Origin of the sequence: Microbulbifer hainanensis (assembly GCF_014904735.1) — a bacterium.
GTDB lineage: Bacteria > Pseudomonadota > Gammaproteobacteria > Pseudomonadales > Cellvibrionaceae > Microbulbifer > Microbulbifer hainanensis.
Window position 1 is genome coordinate 18548 of the sequence record NZ_JACZCR010000001.1, and the last position, 21281, is coordinate 39828.

Consider the following 21281-nt stretch of genomic DNA (forward strand, 5'->3'; position numbering starts at 1 on the left):
CGTCATCCAGACTTCTGGCTCTCTCGCTGTCGACATCATCGCTCACTTCCTTTGCAAGATGGCGATCGAGATATTCCTCCCCCATCTAGCCAGGTGGCGCAATTCCGACACAGCGGAGTTCGCCCTACGAAACTAGTGGACTCAGCGCTGACTCAGCTCTGAGCGACTGATTATTGGTCGGATCTGGGGAGGTTTGCCGAGTCTGGTGTGTGAAGCGGGCGAGGTGCTCCGCAATAGCACTCGTGACTAATTGGCGGTTTTCCTCGTCCCAAATCTGCATGTGGTCCCCGGGAAAGGTAATCAGCGAAATGGGGCCGCCGATATATCGGCGCCAGCCATGGAGAGGGTCGTCCATCTTCATTCCGACCCAATAGGGTGTCTCCTCTGCCCGGATTAATAGCAGAGCGAGATCCTTCTCCGCGCCTTGGGGACGGTAGGTTTTACCAGCGTGGATCTGGACGTTGCGGACCTTGTTCATATGAGCCTGGAGCTCGTGCTTCGGAACCGCATCACTCACCTCCTCTGCTCGACCGAGCCAATTGAGTACCCTGCGTTTTAAGCGCACACTTCGATCCTTCAAGTATTCGAGCCGTCCTCGGAAATCCCGGGAAAGGAACTCCCTCGTGTGGGCCAGAATTCGTTCTGGAGTAGGCAGGTAGTAGGGGTAACCGGGAGCAAACCCATCGAATGAGACTAAGAGGGGCACAGGAACCCCCTTCCGTCTTAAACGACGAGCTAATTCAAAGGCAATGAGAGCGCCAAAACTGAAGCCTCCCAATATAATGGGGGAGTCGCCACAAGCCTCAAGGATTTCCTCCTCGTAGAGATCGGCCATCCCCTCGATTGTATCTGGGAAGTTTTCGGCTGAATCGGCTGCTAACAGGTCAATCACATAGATGGGTTGCTGAGCTCCCAAGGTGTCCGGCAATGAGCGATAGGTAAACGCCGTCCCCACGACTCCTGGGACCAGCACCAAAGGAGCCTGCGATCCATCGCGATTGAATGCCTGAAGGTGTCGCGTGGCACTTTGTACGCCGATTTTTCCCTCGATGTGTGGAGCCAGTCTTCGGATGGTGGGATTTGCGAGTAGCGTGGCCAGGGGCAAATCAATCGTGAACCGATGCTTGATTCGGGCAATAAGCATTACGGCCAGGAGAGAATGCCCCCCGATAGCAAAAAAATTATCCTGCACACTGACCCGGTTTCTTTCCAGAAGATTGGACCACATCCGAACTAGCTCTTCCTCCACCGCTCCTTCGGGCGGAACGAACACTTCCGAATCGTCTCTGAGGTTGGGTTCCGGCAAGGCGGCTCGATCGAGCTTTCCGTTCGAGGTCGTCGGAAGAATATTCAGGAACAAGATTCGCGACGGCACCATGAACGACGGCAGCTTTTCTGCGACAAAAGACTTAATGGCCTCTTCTTCGAGCTCCACTTGCCTCATGGGAACCACGTATGCCACGAGCGACTTCAGCCCCGTCGCGTCGGAATAAGCTGCGCAGACCGCTACGCGGACCTCGTCCAGCTGAGAGATGACCGCCTCGACCTCTCCCATCTCGACCCGAAATCCGCGGATCTTCACCTGAAAGTCCGAACGACCGAGAAACTCGAGGTTGCCATCTTCGAAGTAGCGAGCCAAATCGCCAGTCTTATAGAGACGCTCATTTTCCTCTGGTCGGAAAGGATCCCGTACGAACTGCTCCGCGGTCAGCTGCTCTCGGCCGTGATAGCCAGAAGCCAAACAAGCGCCACCAATGTACAAATCCCCGGGGACTCCCACCGGAACCGGTTGCATTCGTCGGTCGAGCACATGATAGCGGGCGTTTTGGATCGGCTTTCCATACGGGATACTGACCCACCCGTCTTGAACTTCCTCGATCGGGTACCAGTTGGACCAAATGGCGGCCTCCGTCGCCCCACCGAGGCTCATGACTCTGGACCCTGGAAAGGCGCTCCTGACAGCATCAGGCAGGGAAAGCGGGATCCAATCGCCGCTCAACATGCATAGCCGGAGATCGGTTCCCCCCCGCTCTGCAATAAACGGGGCCAGGCGCTGAAGAGCGGCCGGCGCCGAGTCCCATACGGTAATCTTCGCGTCGACGAGAAAGCTGGCCAGTGCTCGGGGGTCTGAGAGAACTTCCTCTGTCGCTACGACGACCGTACCGCCAGCCCCAAGCATTCCAAATACGTCGTAGACGGACAGATCGAAACAAGGCGAGGTGACGAAAAGAAGCCGATCCGAGGGGCACATCTCGAACTCGCGATTGATCCATTCGAGCGTGTTGACGACAGCCCGGTGAGTCAAAACCACGCCCTTGGGGCGACCAGTACTACCCGATGTGAAAATGGTGTAACAGCGAGCTTCAGGCGTCGTTCGCCGTGGGGGCCGGTCGCTGGATGCACTGTCCCATTCTTCCCTGTCGGCTCCGTCGAGTACGATTCGGGCGTAGTCGAGGGCCTGCTCTGACTTCGCTTCCGTGATAACCAGAGCCGCATCGACGTCGCTGAGCATCAAGGACAGACGCTCCGCTGGGTAGGTCGGGTCCAGGGGGACATAGGCCGCACCCGCCTTCACGATCGCCAGCATCGTGGTGACGAGATCCAGCCCACGGCTCAAGCAAATTCCGACGTATCGGCCCGGTTCAACGCCTCGTGAGATCAGAACCTGAGCGAGCCGATTAGCGCGCTCTTCGAGCTCCCGATAGGTAAGCACCTCACCTCGAGCTTCGACTGCCGGCGCGTCCGGCTGCTCATTAACGCGAGCCTCAAAGAGTCCGTAGATGCAAATCTGGTCCGAAAAAGGGCGAGCCGTGTCGTTCCACTCGAGCAAAATCTTCTTTCGCTCAGCGGGCGGCAAGACGTCAATTTCTGCCAGTTTACGATTCGGATCCAGAGTCAGCTCTCGGAGGGCCTGTTCGCACGATTCGAGCAAGCGGCGAACTGCAGTCTCACTCAGGCGCTTGCGGTCGAATAGCATCCGCAGCTCCAGCTCTGCTCCATCGAAAGCAGTCAGGGTAAGAGGAAAGAATGGCTGTTCGCGCAGTTGCACGGCACGACCCTTCCACTTGGCGCCACCCAACTCGGCCAAGGCCTCCTGGAGCTTCCGGTTTTGGAAGATGACGAGAGTCTCAAAGAGAGGGATCCCTGGCCCGATCTCTGATGAACGATAAACTGCGCTCAACGGTATGGTTTCGTGCGGACAAATCGCGAGGTCCTGCTCTCGCAACGACTGGAGCAGATCCTTTACCGACCACTCATCGCTGACGTCAGCGCGGGTGGCCACAGTGTTGATAAACAAGCCCACCATTTCCGCGGCATCTGGGCCAAACACATCTCGTCCTGCGCGAGCGTTCCCGAAAATGACGTCCTGATCCCCGCTATAACGCGAAAGAACGAGGCTCCACATAGCCTCGATTACCGTACTGACCGCCGTCTGCGTCGACTCCGCCAGGGCACGGACACCTGCACACACCTGTGCTGAGCAGACCCGTTCCATCGCCCCGTAGCCAGTATCCGCCAGTGACCTCGCTGCAGGCTCGGCAAGCGGCACGGCTGTCGGAGTGCGTTTTCCCGCGAGGAGTCTTCGAAAGTACTCGACGCCGCCCTCGTGATCCCGCTCCGCACAAAACTGCAGGTAGTCTTTGTAGGGGCGGGGTTCGGGACCCAAATCAGGAAGGCGTTCGTCGCGATAGGCCTCCACCGTCTCGAGCAATTCGTAGGCGAATTGGGCAATGGATTGATTGTCGACAAGTATCTGGTGAAATGTCCAAACGAGATCCGCCTTTCCCATTTCATCGACCACAATGGTGGCACGCATCAGGGGCGGCGCAGCGAGATCGAAGCCCCGGTCCCGATCGTGAGCTAGGAACTGTTCAAACTCGGACTTACGGAGAAAAGAATCAGTGGCTGCGAGAGAGGCGACTTCGACTGGCACCTGCAAGTTCCGGTGGAAGCTCTGGTATGGCCTCCCTTCGGCTTGGTGCAGCGCTCCCCCCCCCGGAGTGGCGTGAAAACTCGCCGACAGAGCGGGATGACGGTTGAGCAAACTCGTGAAGGCATTCTCAACAATCAATTGATCAACAGGCTCAAGAAGTTCGATGATCAGCTGCTCGATGCCGAAACCGTCACCGCCTTGTCCCGACAAGAGCGCCTGAAACAGCATTCCCCCCTGCAAAGGAGACAAAGGAAGGGAAGGTTCCACCGTCTGACTAACCGCGTCGTCGCGCAAGTTACTTTCGAGGTTTTGAAGCTGCAGTCGCTGCATCGGGTGGTTCGTCCCTTATTATTTATTTTCAGTCGCTCTCGATTCTTCCCGAGCGCGCAACCGCACGGGCTCCGTGAGTCGATTTAGACCAGCCTGATCAGTTTCTGATTCACTGCGCCGATTCCACATGCCGGATTAGCTCACTGAGACCATCACCGAAGTCTTTTCGACAATGAGGACACGGCAATCCTGATCGGAAATTACTGCAATAAATCACTAAATTACTTGCGCGAGATGCGCTGGGAGGAGAAGGCGGAGAGAAGTTTCCTCGACAAATGCCCTTCGGGCACTCCGGGACCGATTTCAAGCGATCGAGTCGATGAAACCGTAAAATTCAGGCTTCCATTGCCCCCTGCCCCAACTTTCAAACCGGGATCAGGTCTATTCCTATTCAAACAGGATAACCAGATGCTACTGTGGTCGTCCGCTAGCTACATACTTCACACGACCTGATCCGATACCCAAGAAATACCTACTTCCTGCTTTCTTTGAAATCCGCTATTTACACACTCATGGCGTATACGGGCGGACCCTTCCAGCCCGCACCAATTCAGCTTTTAACCCATTGAATATGCTGAAGAAACACAGCCATTGTAATGACACGCCAACGAATGTGGAGTCAGCCACCTAAATAATTCGTGGCGCACTTAGTTTTATCATGTGTAAAACTGTGATCTGTGTCAAGAAAAAACACTTGAAAAGCTAACACCCATTGCCATAGCAATTACCGGCTATGTGGGCATTCATTCTTACACGGCATTGCATCAAGGACGATCCGGCCCGCGTTCAAACCATAACCCGCAAAAATTTTGCGATTTAATCAATTACTAGCCGGTGCAAACTGTGGCGTGCAGGAATCAGACCTTATTGCCATGCAATCACATTGCCTTATCAGAGATAAGGTTCTCAACAACCGACGGGAAGGCTGACATAGAACGAGAAAGATTTATGATCGGATATCATGGAAACCGCAGCCAAAAGCACGTAGAGCAATGATCTTGTGCTCTGGTTCGCCTGGCCAGCTGGGTCTGGCGTCTCATTTATGGATCGTAAATATTCGATAACCTTCTTCACAGCGTCCCAGGTAACGCCCGCACCTGGTACTTAGGAACAGATAATACATAGAACCTGCAATATCCTTTTACGTCAGCATATCGTTGCCCATCTCATAATCTTGCCCACGCAGGACTCAGAGACGCTATATTTTCATCATGCTCCGCGGAACGAAAGTACCCTTTCAGCCCGAACCCCAGAGAAACTCTTTTACCTACGCGTTAACTAATAATTGCGTTTTTCGATATTGCATCCATTTCTTTACGCTGCGAATTGAATTTTTACATCTCGACGCCAGATTAGACTTATTTACAAATGACACATCGACAACCGGCTTAGTCTCAGTGCTAAATGAAGACTTCATGAGACTTGTCCCATAACCCGAATCTAGAATTTTTGCGCCAAAATTACTAATCTCCTGATCAAAGGCATAATACCAAAGCGACCTACTCATATAATGATTTTTTAGAACTTCAGTAAAAGCAGTCAAGCAAACATCAGTAAAACCACCAAAACCAAAGCACAATAAAAAGCAGACTATTTTTGAGTCCACCCTTAGAACATATATTCTAAGCGCGTCGTTTTTCTCAGCATAAACAAGCTTATTGAAAAAGATCTCTCTCTCGAGATTATCTGCCAGAAAATTCATACGCGACTTTCCAGACTTCTCGAAATGCTGTTGGCGCTTAATATGAATTTCGCTGATTTCCTCAAATAATACAGGATCAATTTTCGTATAACATAAATACTCAACTTTCGAAAATGAATCGTGCAACTTTTCTTTAGCTCTTCGAATCTTCTGCCTGACATTGCCACTTATGTGTGTTTCAAGCTTTACATTCGAATTATAGATATGCTTGTTCCCACATTCGTTCAATGTCATACCGCCTTTGAAATACTTATTGATCAGCCCATAAAATGGCCCTTCGCAAACAATCTTTCCAAATGTTATCTCATCAAAACGGGAATAGAATTCTTTTGCCAAAAAACTCATAGCGATCTGAGGCGCACTATCGATATATTCAGGCAAACATAAAAACTCCGTCCGATAATTATCATTGTAGCGACCTACCTGACCCCAAATTCGTAACCGCCGATAAAAAAATGGAGCGCTTCCGACGCTCTTAATTTGCATTGGGAAAAATGCCACGATCATCGAACCACGAGTTACAGTTATAAAGAACGGGGTTTCACCATATTCAGTAAATAGCGGTTCTTTAATCCTCATTGCCTCCGAACTGAAGCACCAGGGATAAAAACCAGCCAACTTCCCCAAAAAATCTTCATATCTTTTTTGAAAATCTTCTTTCAAAAAATCTGACATCTTCAAAATTGCAAATACGTCTAAATTTTTTTTCGACATGCGATTTATCCCTTGAAAAGGCTATATTTTTTTCTTTTCAGGCAGCCATTTACTTTCAGCGACACACCCTGATCCTTCCACGTGTAATTCTTGTGGGGGATTGTCCCAATTGCCTGGAGTCAATTGTCACATCATGACAAAGCATTCGCGCGGGATACACTGAGAGAAGAAGAGGGAGAGAAGTGCCTTCCAGGTATTCTGGAACGGATTTCAGGCGACCAATAGTCGATGAAACCGCACGATTCAGGCTTCCATTGCCCCCTGCCCCACCAAATGCCGGGACCAGGTCCATTCCTGCTCAAACAAGACAACTGGGCACTATTGTGGTCGCCAGCTGGTCGCATGTCTCACATGACCAAACCCAGCAGCTACACATTTCCTATTTCCCGTTGTCCTGGGAATCTACAAATCACACTTTCAATCTGTACGGGCGAACCGTTTTAACTGACGTTTATTCAGCACTTAAGTCATTGAATGTTTAAAAACGGTAACTGTAAATTGGTACGCACGCGCAGTGCATCCAGTCAACCACAAAATCGTGGCGCGCTTAACTTTCATCATGTGTAAATGTGTGATTTGTGTCAAGACAAAGCGCTCCAAGAGATAGCGCCGCTTGTCGGACAAATTGCCCGGAATAGATGGCACTCTCGCACCTCACTGTAACAAGGTGATGCAACCCGAGCGCAAAGCGAAAATTGGCACAGGCATTCTAAAGGAATAACTGACTGCGGCAGGTACCTGACATAAAAAAGCCCAGCAATTACGCTGGGCTTTTTCAGTTGGTTATGCAGGGAAAAGTAAGGCCAAATCAAATAAGGTCTACTTCCACTCACTCCCACTCAATGGTCGCCGGCGGCTTGCTGGAGACATCGTAAGTCACCCGCGAAATATTCTCGATCTCGTTGATGATGCGGTTTGACACTTTCTCGATCAGTTCGTAAGGCAGGTGTGCCCAACGTGCAGTCATGAAATCCACGGTTTCGACTGCGCGCAGCGCGACCACATATTCATAGCGGCGGCCGTCGCCCACCACACCGACCGATTTCACCGGCAGGAAGACCACAAAAGCCTGGCTGGTCTTGTGGTACCAATCCGCCTTATGCAGCTCCTCGATAAAGATGGCGTCCGCCTCGCGCAGGATATCGGCGTACTCTTTGCGTACTTCGCCGAGGATGCGCACGCCCAGACCAGGGCCCGGGAAGGGGTGGCGATAGACCATGTCGTAGGGGAGTCCCAGCTCCAGGCCGATCTTGCGCACTTCGTCCTTGAACAGTTCGCGCAGCGGCTCCACCAGTTCAAACGCCATGTCTTCCGGTAGGCCACCGACATTGTGGTGGGACTTGATCACATGGGCCTTGCCGGTTTTGGCTGCGGCGGACTCGATCACATCGGGATAAATGGTGCCCTGGGCGAGGAACTTTACATCCTGGAGCTTGGACGCCTCCTCATCGAAAATCTCGATAAAGGTATTGCCGATGATCTTGCGCTTGGCCTCCGGATCGGCCTCGTCCGCCAGGCGCGACAGAAACTTGTCCTCCGCATCGGCGCGGATCACTTTCACACCCATGTTGTCGGCGAACATTTCCATAACCTGGTCGCCTTCGTTCTTGCGCAGCAGGCCGTTGTCCACGAAGACACAGGTCAACTGATCGCCGATAGCCTTGTGCAGCAGCGCTGCCACTACCGAGCTGTCGACACCACCGGACAGCCCCAGCAGCACCTTGTTACTGCCTACCTGCTCGCGCACCTTGGCGATGGAATCCTCGATGATATTGGCGGGCGTCCACAGTTTCTCGCAGCCGCACAGGTTGATCACGAAGTGCTCGTAGATACGCATGCCCTGCAGGGTGTGCGTCACTTCCGGGTGGAACTGCACACCGTAGAAATTCTTCTCGGCGTTGTACATGCCGGCGATCGGGCAGGAATCCGTCGAGGCCATCAGGTCGAAGCCCTCGGGCATCTTCACGACCTTGTCGCCGTGGCTCATCCACACATCCAGCAGAGCGCTGCCGTCACTGTCGACGTGATCCTTGATATCGTGCAACAGCGCGGACTCGCCCTCGACCTTCACCCGGGCATAGCCGAATTCACGGATATTACTGCCCTGCACACCACCGCCAAGCTGGTGGGCCATGGTCTGCATGCCATAACAGATACCCAGTACCGGAACCCCGAGTTCAAAGACCACCTTCGGCGCGCGCGGCGAGCCCTTCTCCGGCACTGACTCGGGCCCACCGGCGAGAATGATGCCCTGCGGGTTGTACTCGCGGATTTCCTCGTCGCTCATATCGAATGCGCGGATTTCGGAGAAAACACCCAGTTCGCGAACGCGGCGCGCGATCAGCTGGGTGTACTGGGAACCGAAGTCGAGGATCAGTATGCGGCTGGCGTGAATATCTTGAGACATGATTTACTCGGTTTCTGCAGGGAAGCTTCCCAAAAACTGCAAACGGACCCCTGGGGTCCGTTTGCCATGCAATATCGGTCGTCGCTAATACGACCGCTACTTAGCGCCCACCTACAGGGTAGTTCGGCGCCTCTTTAGTGATCTGCACATCGTGCACATGGGACTCGCCCATGCCCGCGGCTGTCACCCGGACAAACTGCGGCTTGCTGCGCATGGTTTCAATATCGACACTGCCGGTATAGCCCATCGCGGAGCGCAGGCCACCCATCATCTGGTGCACGATCACGGACAGCGGCCCCTTATAGGGTACGCGGCCCTCGATGCCTTCCGGCACCAGCTTTTCCGCGCCCTTACTGGCGTCCTGGAAATAACGGTCGGAAGAGCCCTGGGTGCGGGACATGGCGCCCAGAGAGCCCATGCCACGGTACGACTTGTAGGTACGCCCCTGGAACAACTCCACCTCGCCCGGCGCCTCTTCGGTACCGGCAAACATGGAGCCCATCATTAGCGAGTGAGCGCCGGCTACCAGCGCCTTGGCGATGTCGCCGGAGTAGCGAATGCCCCCATCAGCGATCAGCGGTACACCGGTACCTTCCAGCGCTTTGGCGACTTCCGCGATGGCGGTGATCTGCGGCACGCCGACACCGGACACGATACGGGTGGTACAGATGGAACCGGGGCCAATGCCCACCTTGACCGCATCCGCGCCGGCTTCGAGCAGCGCCTTGGCCGCCTCGCCGGAGGCAATATTGCCGCCAATCACGTCCACCTGCGGGTGCATTTCCTTGATGCGGCGCACGCGCTCGATCACATTGCGGGAATGACCGTGGGCGGTGTCGACCACCAGCACGTCCACACCGGCTTCCACCAGCGCGGCGACGCGATCGTCGGTATCCGGACTGGTGCCCACGGATGCGCCGACACGCAGGCGGCCATCCGCATCCTTACAGGAATTCGGGTACTGTTCGGCCTTGTTGAAATCCTTGACGGTAATCAGGCCGCGCAATTCGAAATCGTTGCCGACCACCAAGACCTTCTCGATGCGGTGCTTGTGCAGCAGTTCCTGCACCTTGCCGGGCGCAGCGCCCTCTTCCACGGTCACCAGACGCTCGTTGGGCGTCATGATACTGGCGACGGTAGCGTCGAGATCAGTCTGGAAACGCACGTCACGGCTGGTGACGATGCCCACCAGGTTGCCTTTTTCCATCACCGGAACACCGGAGATGTTGTGGTGGGTGGTCAGTGCAATCAGCTCCCGTACGGAAGCACTGGACTCGATGGTAATCGGGTCCTTGACCACGCCGGCCTCGAATTTCTTGACCGCGCGCACTGCCAGCGCCTGGTCCTCGATGGACATGCTTTTGTGGATGATGCCGATGCCACCTTCCTGCGCCAGGGCAATGGCCAGACGCGACTCGGTAACGGTATCCATGGCAGCGGATACGATCGGAATATTCAGAGTGATGTTGCGAGACAGCTTGGTCTTCAGGCTGACATCCTTGGCGGTGACTTCCGAGTAGCCGGGCACCAGCAGGACGTCGTCAAATGTGAGAGCTTCGCGCGCGATGCGCAGACCAGATTCAGACATGGACACTCAAACCTCGAAGTAGCGGGATTGGGTATCGGCGCGATTATAGCGGCAAGATCGCCGCCGTCAAAAGTCTATTTGCATTTTTTGGCAAATCTCTTTACCTCCCTACCCGATACTGCAATATTGGCCCGCCTAATCACCGGCCAAGAGTCTGAAATGCTAGGAAGCCCGCCCGAACAACAGCGCAACCGCAGTGTCCTGTCAGTCAGCGACCTCAACCGGGAGGTCAAACAGCTGCTCGAGGGCAGCATCCCACTACTCTGGGTGGGCGGGGAAATTTCCAACTTTGCCGCCCCCAGCTCCGGACACTGGTACTTCACCCTCAAGGACGCCCGCGCCCAGGTGCGCTGCGCCATGTTCCGCGGCCGCAATCGCACCGTGGCTTTTCGCCCGGGAAACGGCCGCGAGGTACTGATTCGCGCCCGTGTCAGCCTCTACGAAGGACGCGGCGAGTTTCAGCTGATCGTGGAACATATGGAGGAAGCGGGATTCGGTGCGCTGATGCGCCAGCTGGAACAGCTGAAGGCGCGCCTGCAGGCCGAGGGCCTGTTCGACAGCGCGCGCAAGAAGCCACTGCCCTTCCTGCCCGCCAATATTGGCATTGTCACCTCGCCCACTGGCGCCGCGGTGCGAGACATGATTCAGGTGCTGGGGCGTCGCTATCCGGCTGCCAACATTGAGTTGTGGCCGGTGCAGGTCCAGGGCCAGGGGGCCGCCCAACAGATTGCCGACGCCATTGCCAAAGCCGGCCGCAGCGGGCGCCACGACCTGCTGATCGTCGGGCGCGGCGGCGGTTCGCTCGAGGACCTGTGGCCTTTCAATGAAGAGATTGTCGCCCGTGCGTTGGCGGCCTGCCCCATCCCCACTATTTCTGCCGTCGGCCACGAAACCGATACCACCGTCGCCGACCTGGTCGCGGACGTGCGCGCCCCGACCCCCTCCGCGGCGGCGGAGATTGCCAGCGCCAATGCGGCGGAGCTGCTGCAGACACTGGAAGCCGTGCTGAGCCGCCTGCTGCGCGCCACCCGCCACCTGCTGCGCCACTTGCACCAACGGGTGCAGATCAGCGGCAACCGCATTCGTCACCCCAGGGAACAGCTGCAGAACCGCGCCCAGCACCTGGACCACCTGGAGCTGCGCTTGCGCAGCGCCGGCCAGCAGCACATTCGTCTGCGCCGCCAACAACTCAACGCCGCTCTGCGCGCTTTTTCCCACAGCCATCCAGAGGAGGATCTAAAAGCGAAAAAAGAAGATCTGCTACAGGCGGGTAGGAAACTGGAACGCGCAATGCGGACGCTACTAAGGCAGCGGGAAGGGCAGCTCATTCACGTCGGGCAGCTGCTACACAATGTCAGCCCGCTGGCGGTGCTGGAGCGCGGCTACGCCATAGTGAAAGATAATCGCGGAAACATTGTGAAGCGCGCTGACAGCGCACTGCTCGGTCAGAGGCTGCACACACGACTGGCCAGCGGCGAATTTACTGCTGTTGTAGATAAAATTCTGGAATAAATTCGCTATCCGCAAATCGCGCCGCTTGCCGTAAGGCAGGCCCGCGACCCACCCCAGCAAACCCGCCCAGATCGCCGCCAGCACCCGAATGTCGGTGGCGAAATCACATCGATTGCCAATGGGGTTGGCGAGCGAGGGCCCGTCTTCTGCCACGGGACCTGTGAAATGGAGCCGAATTGACCTCACTCTAATATATGGGTCACAGAAACTCCCGGAGCCCCCAATGGCATCTGGCAATACGGCAACTCATTTCGTCTGGCGTTGTTGCCTGGCATTCCTACTGGCGCTGCCACTCGCCGCGTGCGACAGGCCTGACTCCGGTACCGCACAAAAATCCAAAGCCGAAACGGGCACCGCAAGCGAGCCCCCCGCCTCCACCGAAGAACAAGGATCGCGGGCTCAGCAAAAAAATCAACAGCAAGAGCCGGCAGCCGAACCCGAAGGAACAAATTACCGGGAGCTCGGGGACCTCACTGCAATTAAAAAACGCGGCGTGATTCGCTTTGTCAGTATGCTCAGCGACAGACACAGTGCACTTCCACGCGGCGCCATCGTCAACCAGACCCATGTACAGCTCGCGGAGCGGCTGGCGGCGCGACTGAATCTTAAGGCCCGCTGGCTTGTCGCGGAATCACCGCAGCGGGGAATAGAGATGGTGGCCAACGGTGAGGCAGACGTCTACACAGGCAACCTGACCAAAACGCAGCAGCGCGGCGAAATACTTCGACTCACGGTTCCTTTGCTACAAACGTATGAAGTGCTGGTCACCGGGGAGAACGGCCCTGATATCAGCAATATTGAAGAACTTAAAGATACCGAGCTGCTCGTAGTGGCAGGCAGTGTGTTTACACAGACGGCACGAGAGATAGAACAGAAATATCCGGCGGCAAGCTTCTCAATACGCGAGGTGCGCCTCGGAGTGAAACTTGGCGCTCTGATCGACATGGTCAACCAAGGAGAGAATCGCGTGGCACTCCTGGACGAAAACACGGCCGAGGAATTCCTTCAGTACCGCAAAGACCTGAAAATCGGTGCCCGAGTCAGTGGATCACGGGATATCGTGTGGGGCGTGCGCAGGGGTGCTCCGCGACTGCAATACCGCATCAACAACTTCCTAACCCGGTCGCTGATCACCGAAAAATCCGCTCGCGACTCGCACTGGTACTCTATCAAGAAGTCCGGAATTCTGCGCTTCGCCACCTATAACGGACCAATATGCTATTTCCTGTGGAAAGGGATGCTGATGGGATTCGATTATGAAATAGCAAAGCAATTCACCGACGAGCACAACCTCCAGCTGCAGGTCATTGTGGTACCACACGGCGAGGACATCGTCGACTGGGTAGTGAGCGGACGCGCCGACATTGCCGGAGCGACGACCACCATCACCGATGAGCGCAAAGCCGAGGGCGCTGACTTCAGTGTCCCCACCTTTGACACGCCCCAGCAAATTATCAGCAATCGCAATAAACCGCCAATCGCGACCCTGGACGACCTTCAGGGGCGCACGCTGACCCTCTCCCCCCAAACCGCATTCATCGAGACCGCGCTCGCTCTGCAGAGGAGCGGCATCGACGTAAAGCTTCAAATTGCCCCCAAGGGCACGTCTTTCAATGAAATCCTGGACAAAATCGCAAACGGAGAATTCGATGCCACCATTCAGGATGCGTATGTCGTCGAGATGCAGTCGGCGCTACGCCCCGCCCTTGTTGCCGGGGTAAAGGTCAGCGATCCGCTGCCGCAGGGGTGGATGGTAAAGCGGGGCAATCGCGAACTTCTCGAGCAAGTTGATCGTTTCATCAAAAAATTCCGCGATAGAAAGGCGTATCAAGATCTCCTCGCCATCTATTTTCAGCCCGACCAGCACCTTTTGCAGAAATTTTCGGCCAAGATAATACCGGGCGAAGATCTGTCGCCGTTCGACAACCTGGTCAAAGCCTCGGCGCTGAAATACGATATTGACTGGCGCTTGGTCGTAGCGCAAATGTGGCAGGAGAGCAATTTCAACCCGAAAGCAAAGTCTCCTGTGGGCGCTCAGGGGCTGCTGCAAATCATGCCGCAAACCGGCGCGGATATGGGCTACCCCCCTCCCCTCTTCGATCCAGACAAGAATATCAAGGCGGGGGTGAAGTACCTGGGCTGGATTCGCAATCGCCTTGAAGCCCCTATCCACTTGAGCGATAAGCTCTGGTTTACCCTCGCCTCCTACAACGCGGGCCTCGGCCATCTGTATGACGCTCAGCGGTTGGCAGAGGAACTGGGACTAGACCCGACCAAGTGGTTCGACAACGTGGAAATCGCTATGCTCAAGCTGTCCGAGCCGCGTTATTTCGAAAAGGCGCGGTACGGTTACTGTCGTGGCACCGAAACCGTGATATACGTGCGCAAAATCAGCAATTTGTATAAGGCCTATACCGACGTTGCAAGTGGCGATATCGGCAGAGCGGGCCAGAGTGCGCCAGTTCCATGGCGGGATATCAATGGAACCGGGGGGCAAGCGCGCCCAGTTGGCAGCCCCGGCTCTTCCCTGCATGTTCTGCGAAAGGGATTGCAGCCAGCAAAATAATAACTGCATTTGGAGAATTTTTGGCGTGCAGCTTTGTCATCAGTCGCGATGTTTCAATAGTTGTCTACAAAACCTCCCTTCAGGGGCCGAATTACTTGGCCGCCAGACAAACCAGTGGGCCGTTACAAACCCGCTGGCCGTGCCAGAGAGCGCCTACACATCAGTGCGCAACGGCGAAGGGTGGATCATAGAGGATACCGCCGCGCTGTGCATCGACACCGGGCGCAGCCAGCCAGTGTGGACAGGAGCGCCGCCGCGACCTTGTCGCCGTGCGCAGGGCCTTCGCCCACTGCCTCCCGAGCGGAACCAGCGCCGGTCGCGAGCGCCTGCAGCTCAGCACTGCAAGCCTGTACAGCGCCATGCGCAAGTTGCTGTAGCAGCGCGCTGAACGACTCGGCCACAGCTGTCAGTTGCTGCACAACATCAGCCCGCTGGCCGTACTGCAGTGCGGCTATGCCATCGTGCGCGACGAACAAAACCATGTGGTCAAGGACTCCAGCACCCTGTCTCCAGCACAGCCAGTGACGGTTCGGCTCGCTCGCGGCGAATTTGTCGCCTCCGTCAAAAACATCGTCGACTGAAGGCCGCGTTTCCGGTTCCGATGTCGGCACCTGTCGTCATCGGGCCAATCCCCACACTAGCATTCGGTTGTCAATGACAGCCGGAGCAGTGCATGCGGGAAGGTCGACTGTGCCACCACATTTCCAATCATTTCTTCCAGATCACGCTGGCCCTGTCTCTGGCGCTGATCATGGTGGCTTGTGGCGGGCCGAAATCGCCGGATCACCTCAAGCAGCAGCCCCCGTCGCATAAGCAGGCCGTGGATCAGGGGCAGATACCGCCGCCGGCGAAAACACCGGAAACAAGGGACACGACCGAATTCAAAAACTATGTCGAGACAGGCGACCTGAAAGCCTTGCGCAAACGCGGCACGATCCGGTTCGTGAGCATTACGCTTTACGAACAGGAGCAACTGTACCGATCAAATACCATTGACACCCAGCTCCATCACCAACTCGCCGATAACCTGGCCCGGCGACTGAAACTGAAACCCGTCTGGGTTCGTACCAACTCGGCGGCCAAGGCCATTGAGCTGCTGCAACAGGGATATGGTGACGTCATCGCCGACAATCTCTCCGCGACCAAAGCCCGGGGAGAGATCATTAACTTCACCGCGCCAATCGAGCACATTCATCAGCAATTATTGACCGGTCCCAACGGGCCCGACATAAGCGATGTGGCCAATCTGCACGACGTCAAGTTCTTGGTCATTGCCGGTAGCACACATGTCAATGCCGCAAAAGAAATTATCGAAAAGCACCCCGATGCCAACCTGGCCCTGGAAGAGCTCCACCTGGACAACAAGCTCGGAGGTCTGGTTGATAGAATTCTCAAGGATCCGCATGCCGTCACTATCCTCGACAGCAATACCATCGAGGGTCTGCGGCAATATCGCGACGACCTCCGCGTCGGGGCAAGCGTTTCGGAGTCGCAGGATATTGTCTGGGGTGTGCGAAAGAACTCTTCTAACCTCCTCGCAAGGATCGATAACTTCCTCACCCGCTCACTGGTAAAGCCGGTCAACCAACGTATTGCTGACTGGCCTGAAATCAAGAAATCCGGGGTATTGCGCCTGCTTACCTATAACGGCCCTACGGGATACTTCCTCTGGAAGGGTGTACTGATGGGCTTTGATTTCGAACTGGCCAAAGCCTTTGCGGAAAAGCATCGCCTGCAGCTCCAAGTGGTCGCTGTCCCCTTCGACAAGAGCCTGGTGCAATGGCTAAAGGAGGGCCGTGGTGACATTGCCGGCGCCTTTTCCACATTTACGCCCGAGCGGAAGGCCCAGGGCGTGGCTTTCACAGTCCCTTACGCGGAAATGGCTGAAAAAATATTAAGTAACAGCGACAAACCTCCCATCGAGACTCCACTGGATCTCAAAGGGCGCACAATTACGCTGCGCGCATTTTCGCCATTCAGCGCAAGCGCCCACGCCTTGAAAGAAACTGGCCTGGGCGTAAAAGTCGTCGTGGCGCCCCCGGACGTCTCCTACCTACAACTGATTGCCATGGTGGCCAGTGGCGAGCTCGATGCGACCATTATGGATGCGAGCACTGCTGAAATAGAAGCCTCTGTACGCCCGGAGCTACTGGCCGGCATGCAGACCGCAGACCCGCGTCCCAAAGGCTGGATGTTGCTGCCACAGAACTGGCAACTACTGAAAGAGGTCAACAAATTTATCAAGCAATACCGCAAGAGCGATAAATATCAAAATTTGGTAAAAATCTATCTCAAACCCGACCGACGCCACCTGCAGCGCATGGAGGCACGCATCATACCCGGCGCCGACCTGTCGCCCTTCGACGCTCTGGTCAAGGACTATGCCACGCGCTACCAGTTCGACTGGCGATTGGTAACCGCACAGATGTGGCAGGAAAGCAGTTTCAACCCGAGGGCGGTTTCTCCAGTCGGCGCGCAGGGATTGCTGCAGGTCATGCCAAATACAGCGAAAGATATGGGGATTCCACCTCCGTTATTTGAACCGGAGCGGGGCATCAGAGCCGGCGTCAAGTATCTGAGATGGGTGCGAAACCGTTTTCCCGCCGGCACCAAACTAGACGAAAAATTGTGGTTCACCCTCGCTTCCTACAATGCGGGTTTAGGCCACTTGCTGGATGCGCAAGTACTGGCCAGGGAACTGGGTCTCGACCCCAACAAATGGTTTGGCAATGTGGAAGTCGCCATGCTGAAACTGTCGGAACCCCAATATTTTAAAAAGGCCCGTTACGGCTACGTGCGCGGCGCCGAACCGGTGCAATATGTCCGCAATATCAGCAATCTCTACAAGGCCTATACCGACGTGGCTACCGGGGAAGTCACTGTGCGCCCCCCCCTTCGTCCGCCGCCAGCGGTGATTCGTTACCCGGCGGCAACTGGAACCAGCCGGCCAAGCGATAGCGTCCCTTAGGTCAGCAGCTGTCTTTAACGGCGGGCGCGCCAAGGATGACGATTATGCGATTCCAGAGCGGTAACTGTACTCGCCTCCCGATCGCGCAATCTTTCCGCAAATGATTATTTTCGAACCAATCGGATGTCACCTAGTAGAGTCTCTGTCGTCGAGGCTAACATAGCGAACACGACTGGAAGCCTTGGAAACAAATCATCGAGCAGGTCTTCCCGGGCTACCCTGGCCCGCGGCGGACAGGCCCAGGAGCAAATAGTCGGAAGTCGAGCGAAGGATGCGCAAATATTAACGAGGATGAATTTGCACTCCAGACGATCTCACTCTGTGCCGGAGGTTCACATGGGCAGAGCTACCACATGGTTTCACTACATTCTGCTGATCTTTACGCTGATCGCGATGACAACAGCCTGCCATCGCGGTGAGGCTCCAAAGGCGATTAAGAAAAATTCGGCGGTCAGCGCACCAGCCAGTGAAACTTCACCCGGCGGGAAATTCAAAAACTACACCGAAACCGGCGACCTGGCAGCAATCAAAAAGCGCGGCATCATTCGCTTTGTCCTCGTTTATCGCAATTTAGCAAACTATTCCTCCAAAGGATCACTGGTCCAGAGCCACTACCGGCTCGCCGAGAAGCTTGCGAAGCGCCTCAACCTGAAACCGCATTTCATGCTCGCCGAATCACCCAATCAGGCCATCGAAATGATCATCAATGGCCAGGCTGATGTAATAACAGACAACGTAGCGGAAACTGAGGAGAGAAAGGAAAAACTCAGTTTAACGGAGCCATTGACGCAAACGCAAAGGGTACTTTACACCGGCAAAAATGGGCCGGATATCAGCAACCTGAAAAACTTGAAAAATGTCCAGTTGACAGTACTCGCCAACAGCGTCTTGGCTAAGGAAGCGCATAAGATTTCGAAGAAAAAACCATCGGCTAATATTACAGTGAGAGAACTCCCTATCGATGAACTCTCCGAAGAATTTTTGGACACCCTGGACAGTGAGCGCCCCATAGTTGGCCTCATTGGCAAAAACACCGCAGAAAGTCTCAGTGGTTTTATGGCTGACATGAAGATCGGCGCCACGGTCGGAGAGAAGTACTCGATTGTCTGGGCCGTTCGCAAAGACGCCCCGAAGTTACTCGCCGACATAAACAACTTTCTCACACAAACCATCGTGCAGGCTCAGGAGCGGCGCAAAACGGATTGGAGTTCGATCAAGAAATCGGGCGTACTGCGGTTCGCCACCCACAACGGTCCGGGCTACTTTTTGTGGAAGGGTGTGCTGGCCGGCCTGGATTACGAATTGATCAGCAAATTTGCTGACAAGCACGGCCTCGAACTTCAGGTCATCTCTGTCCCATACGATACAGACCTCATTGAACTACTGAATAGCGGTGAGGCCGACGTTGCTGGGGCCAGCACCACGATAACACACCAACGTCTGGAAAGAGGTGTCGAATTCAGCAGCCCTATCCTGCAGACCGAACAACGCGTACTCAGCCACAAAGGCTCACCGCCAATCAATTCTCCCCAGGAACTCAGTGGCCGCACACTGACTTTACGCGAAGGTTCCGCATTCATTGCAACTGCCAAGTTCCTGCGGGACAAAGGCATTGATGTTGACGTGCAGATCCTCCCCAAAGCCACCTCATTCAACGAAATTCTCACAGGCGTTGCCGAAGGAAAGTTTGACGCGACGCTGGAAGATGCCAACCTGAGTAAAGCGCAGATACTCGTACACGAGAACTTGATCGAAGGGGCCATTGTCAGTGAGCGGCTTCCACAAGGCTGGATGGTCGCCAAAGGGAACAAGAAGCTTCTGCGCAGCGTCAACGATTTTCTGCAGAATTTTCTGTCCAGTGAAGCCCATAAAAAATGGGTGCTGAACTACTTCGAGCCAGACAGGGACCTGACCCAGAAACTCGAAAACGTGCTTTTGCCTGGTGGCGAACTGTCCCCGTATGACGGGCTGGTAAAAAAATATGCTGCGGAGAACAATTTCGACTGGCGCCTGGTGGTTGCGCAGATGTGGCAGGAAAGTAATTTCGATCCCAAGGCGGAGTCATCGGTCGGGGCACAGGGATTGCTACAGGTAATGCCACAAACCGCCCAGGAAATGGGCTTCGACCCGCCATTGCTTCGACCGGAGGAAGGAATCGATGCCGGCGTCACCTACCTCAACTGGGTCCGCGCGCGTTTCAGCGACAAGCTGCCAGTAGATGAAAGACTCTGGTTCTCGCTCGCCGCCTATAACGCGGGCATCGGCCATCTTAATGACGCACGCCTTCTGGCCAAAAAACTGGGGCTGAATCCGGACAAGTGGGTCGACAATGTTGAAGTCGCGATGCTCAAACTCTCCGAACCCCGCTACTTCGAAAAGGCTCGCTACGGCTACGCGCGCGGGGCCGAACCCGTTATCTATGTGCGCAATATCAGTAGGCTCTACAACGCCTATACCGATGTCGCCACCGGCGATATCAGCAGATCGGTTCCACTGATACTGTCGCCATGGGTGATTACAAAGTCAGCACTATCTTGCCGATATGGCTGTTGGACTCCATCAGCCTGTGCGCCTCTGCCACTTGTTCCAGCGGGAAGGTTGCGGAGATCTGCGGACGGATTTTTCCGGCTGCCAGTAACGGCCACGCCTTTTGCTCCAGCGACCGGGCGATGGCCGCCTTTGCTTCCGCGCTCTGCGGCCGCAGGGTCGAGCCCGTGAGGGTGAGTCGCTTCAACATAACTGGCAGCATATCGACCCGCACCCGCGATCCCTGCAAGAAGGCGATATTGACGATACGGCCGTCCCGCGCGGCCAACTGGATATTGCGGTCGACGTAATCGCCTCCGACCATATCCAGAATCACATCGACACCGCGACCATCGGTCGCTTCGCGCAGTACCTCGACAAAGTCCTGGGACTTGTAGTTGACGGCTTTGTCCGCACCCAACTTTTCACAGGCCGCGCACTTTTCATCGGAGCCGGCGGTCGCAAATACCTGCGCACCCAGATTCGCAGCGAGTTGAATCGCGGTAGTGCCGATACCGGAAGAACCGCCGTGGACCAGCAGGGATTCACCCGCCCGTAGACCTGCGCGATCGAACACATTGCTCCACACGGTAAAAAAGGTTTCCGGCAGCGCCGCGGCATCGACCAGCGACAGTCCCTCTGGTACCGGCAGGCACTGGCCGGCGGGCACCGTACAGAACTCGGCGTAACCGCCGCCGTTGGCCAGGGCACAGACCTCGTCGCCGACCCGCCAGCGCGCCACACCTTCACCCAGCGCGACAATTTTCCCGGCCACTTCCAGCCCCAGGATCGGCGACGCGCCGGGAGGTGGCGGATAGAGCCCCATGCGCTGAAACACATCCGGCCGGTTGACGCCGGCGGCCTTCACCTCGATCAACACTTCGCCCGCGGCTGGTAACGGTTTCTCGCCTTCGGCCAGCTGCATGACTTCCGGACCACCGTATTCGGGCAAATTGATGTAGCGCATAGGACTCCCGTTAAACTCTGCAATAGGTTGGAATAACTCCCCGGCGAGTATCCTAGCGCAGCGCCGG

Annotated in this window: 8 protein-coding genes and 2 pseudogenes; 5 read left to right on the top strand and 5 right to left on the bottom strand. The window is 55.6% G+C overall.

All coding sequences use genetic code 11. From position 1 onward, the window contains the following. Positions 1-124: 124 nt before the first annotated feature. The 4 genes from IG168_RS00100 to guaB all read right to left on the bottom strand — a co-directional run bounded on the left by IG168_RS00100 (position 125) and on the right by guaB (position 10675). Positions 125-4264, bottom strand: a complete 4140-nt coding sequence (locus tag IG168_RS00100) for a non-ribosomal peptide synthetase (RefSeq protein ID WP_193161094.1) — start codon at positions 4262-4264, stop codon at positions 125-127. A 1267-nt stretch (positions 4265-5531) separates the two neighbouring features. Continuing rightward, on the bottom strand, positions 5532-6680 hold the full coding sequence (locus tag IG168_RS00105; RefSeq protein ID WP_193161095.1) for a GNAT family N-acetyltransferase: 1149 nt from the start codon (positions 6678-6680) through the stop codon (positions 5532-5534). A gap of 829 nt (positions 6681-7509) precedes the next feature. Beyond that, positions 7510-9087 carry a glutamine-hydrolyzing GMP synthase gene (gene guaA, locus IG168_RS00110; protein ID WP_193161096.1) on the bottom strand — a complete coding sequence of 526 codons (1578 nt, stop codon included), beginning with the start codon at positions 9085-9087 and terminating at the stop codon, positions 7510-7512. 100 nt (positions 9088-9187) lie between these two features. Continuing rightward, complete coding sequence (guaB, locus tag IG168_RS00115; protein WP_193161097.1) at positions 9188-10675, bottom strand: IMP dehydrogenase; 1488 nt, start codon at positions 10673-10675, stop codon at positions 9188-9190. A gap of 159 nt (positions 10676-10834) precedes the next feature. Between guaB and xseA the strand changes: the two genes are divergently transcribed. The 5 genes and pseudogenes from xseA to IG168_RS00140 form a co-directional block, all read left to right on the top strand. Continuing rightward, a complete protein-coding gene (gene xseA, locus IG168_RS00120; protein WP_193161098.1) occupies positions 10835-12187 on the top strand; it encodes an exodeoxyribonuclease VII large subunit in 1353 nt (450 codons plus the stop codon). Positions 12188-12410: 223 nt separating this feature from the next. Next, on the top strand, positions 12411-14753 hold the full coding sequence (locus tag IG168_RS00125) for an MltF family protein (protein WP_193161099.1): 2343 nt from the start codon (positions 12411-12413) through the stop codon (positions 14751-14753). A 392-nt stretch (positions 14754-15145) separates the two neighbouring features. Further along, positions 15146-15334: pseudogene (locus tag IG168_RS00130) on the top strand (exodeoxyribonuclease VII large subunit); the annotation flags it as partial. A gap of 92 nt (positions 15335-15426) precedes the next feature. Beyond that, positions 15427-17721: a transporter substrate-binding domain-containing protein gene (locus IG168_RS00135; RefSeq protein WP_193161101.1), complete on the top strand. Its 2295-nt coding sequence runs from the start codon at positions 15427-15429 to the stop codon at positions 17719-17721. A 393-nt stretch (positions 17722-18114) separates the two neighbouring features. Further along, positions 18115-20004, top strand: a pseudogene (locus tag IG168_RS00140) (transporter substrate-binding domain-containing protein); the annotation flags it as partial. Positions 20005-20236: 232 nt separating this feature from the next. Here IG168_RS00140 and IG168_RS20540 read toward each other — a convergent pair. Beyond that, positions 20237-21214, bottom strand: coding sequence for an NAD(P)H-quinone oxidoreductase (locus IG168_RS20540; RefSeq protein WP_226876369.1), 978 nt, complete (start codon positions 21212-21214; stop codon positions 20237-20239). Between the last annotated feature and the right edge of the window lie 67 nt (positions 21215-21281).

What these genes read in the sequence shown, in the direction of transcription:
- IG168_RS00100 (WP_193161094.1), bottom strand. Translation starts at nt 4,264, where the DNA reads ATGCAGCGACTGCAGCTTCAAAACCTCGAAAGTAACTTGCGCGACGAC.
- IG168_RS00105 (WP_193161095.1), bottom strand. Translation starts at nt 6,680, where the DNA reads ATGTCGAAAAAAAATTTAGACGTATTTGCAATTTTGAAGATGTCAGAT.
- guaA (WP_193161096.1), bottom strand. Translation starts at nt 9,087, where the DNA reads ATGTCTCAAGATATTCACGCCAGCCGCATACTGATCCTCGACTTCGGT.
- guaB (WP_193161097.1), bottom strand. Translation starts at nt 10,675, where the DNA reads ATGTCTGAATCTGGTCTGCGCATCGCGCGCGAAGCTCTCACATTTGAC.
- xseA (WP_193161098.1), top strand. Translation starts at nt 10,835, where the DNA reads ATGCTAGGAAGCCCGCCCGAACAACAGCGCAACCGCAGTGTCCTGTCA.
- IG168_RS00125 (WP_193161099.1), top strand. Translation starts at nt 12,411, where the DNA reads ATGGCATCTGGCAATACGGCAACTCATTTCGTCTGGCGTTGTTGCCTG.
- IG168_RS00135 (WP_193161101.1), top strand. Translation starts at nt 15,427, where the DNA reads ATGCGGGAAGGTCGACTGTGCCACCACATTTCCAATCATTTCTTCCAG.
- IG168_RS20540 (WP_226876369.1), bottom strand. Translation starts at nt 21,214, where the DNA reads ATGCGCTACATCAATTTGCCCGAATACGGTGGTCCGGAAGTCATGCAG.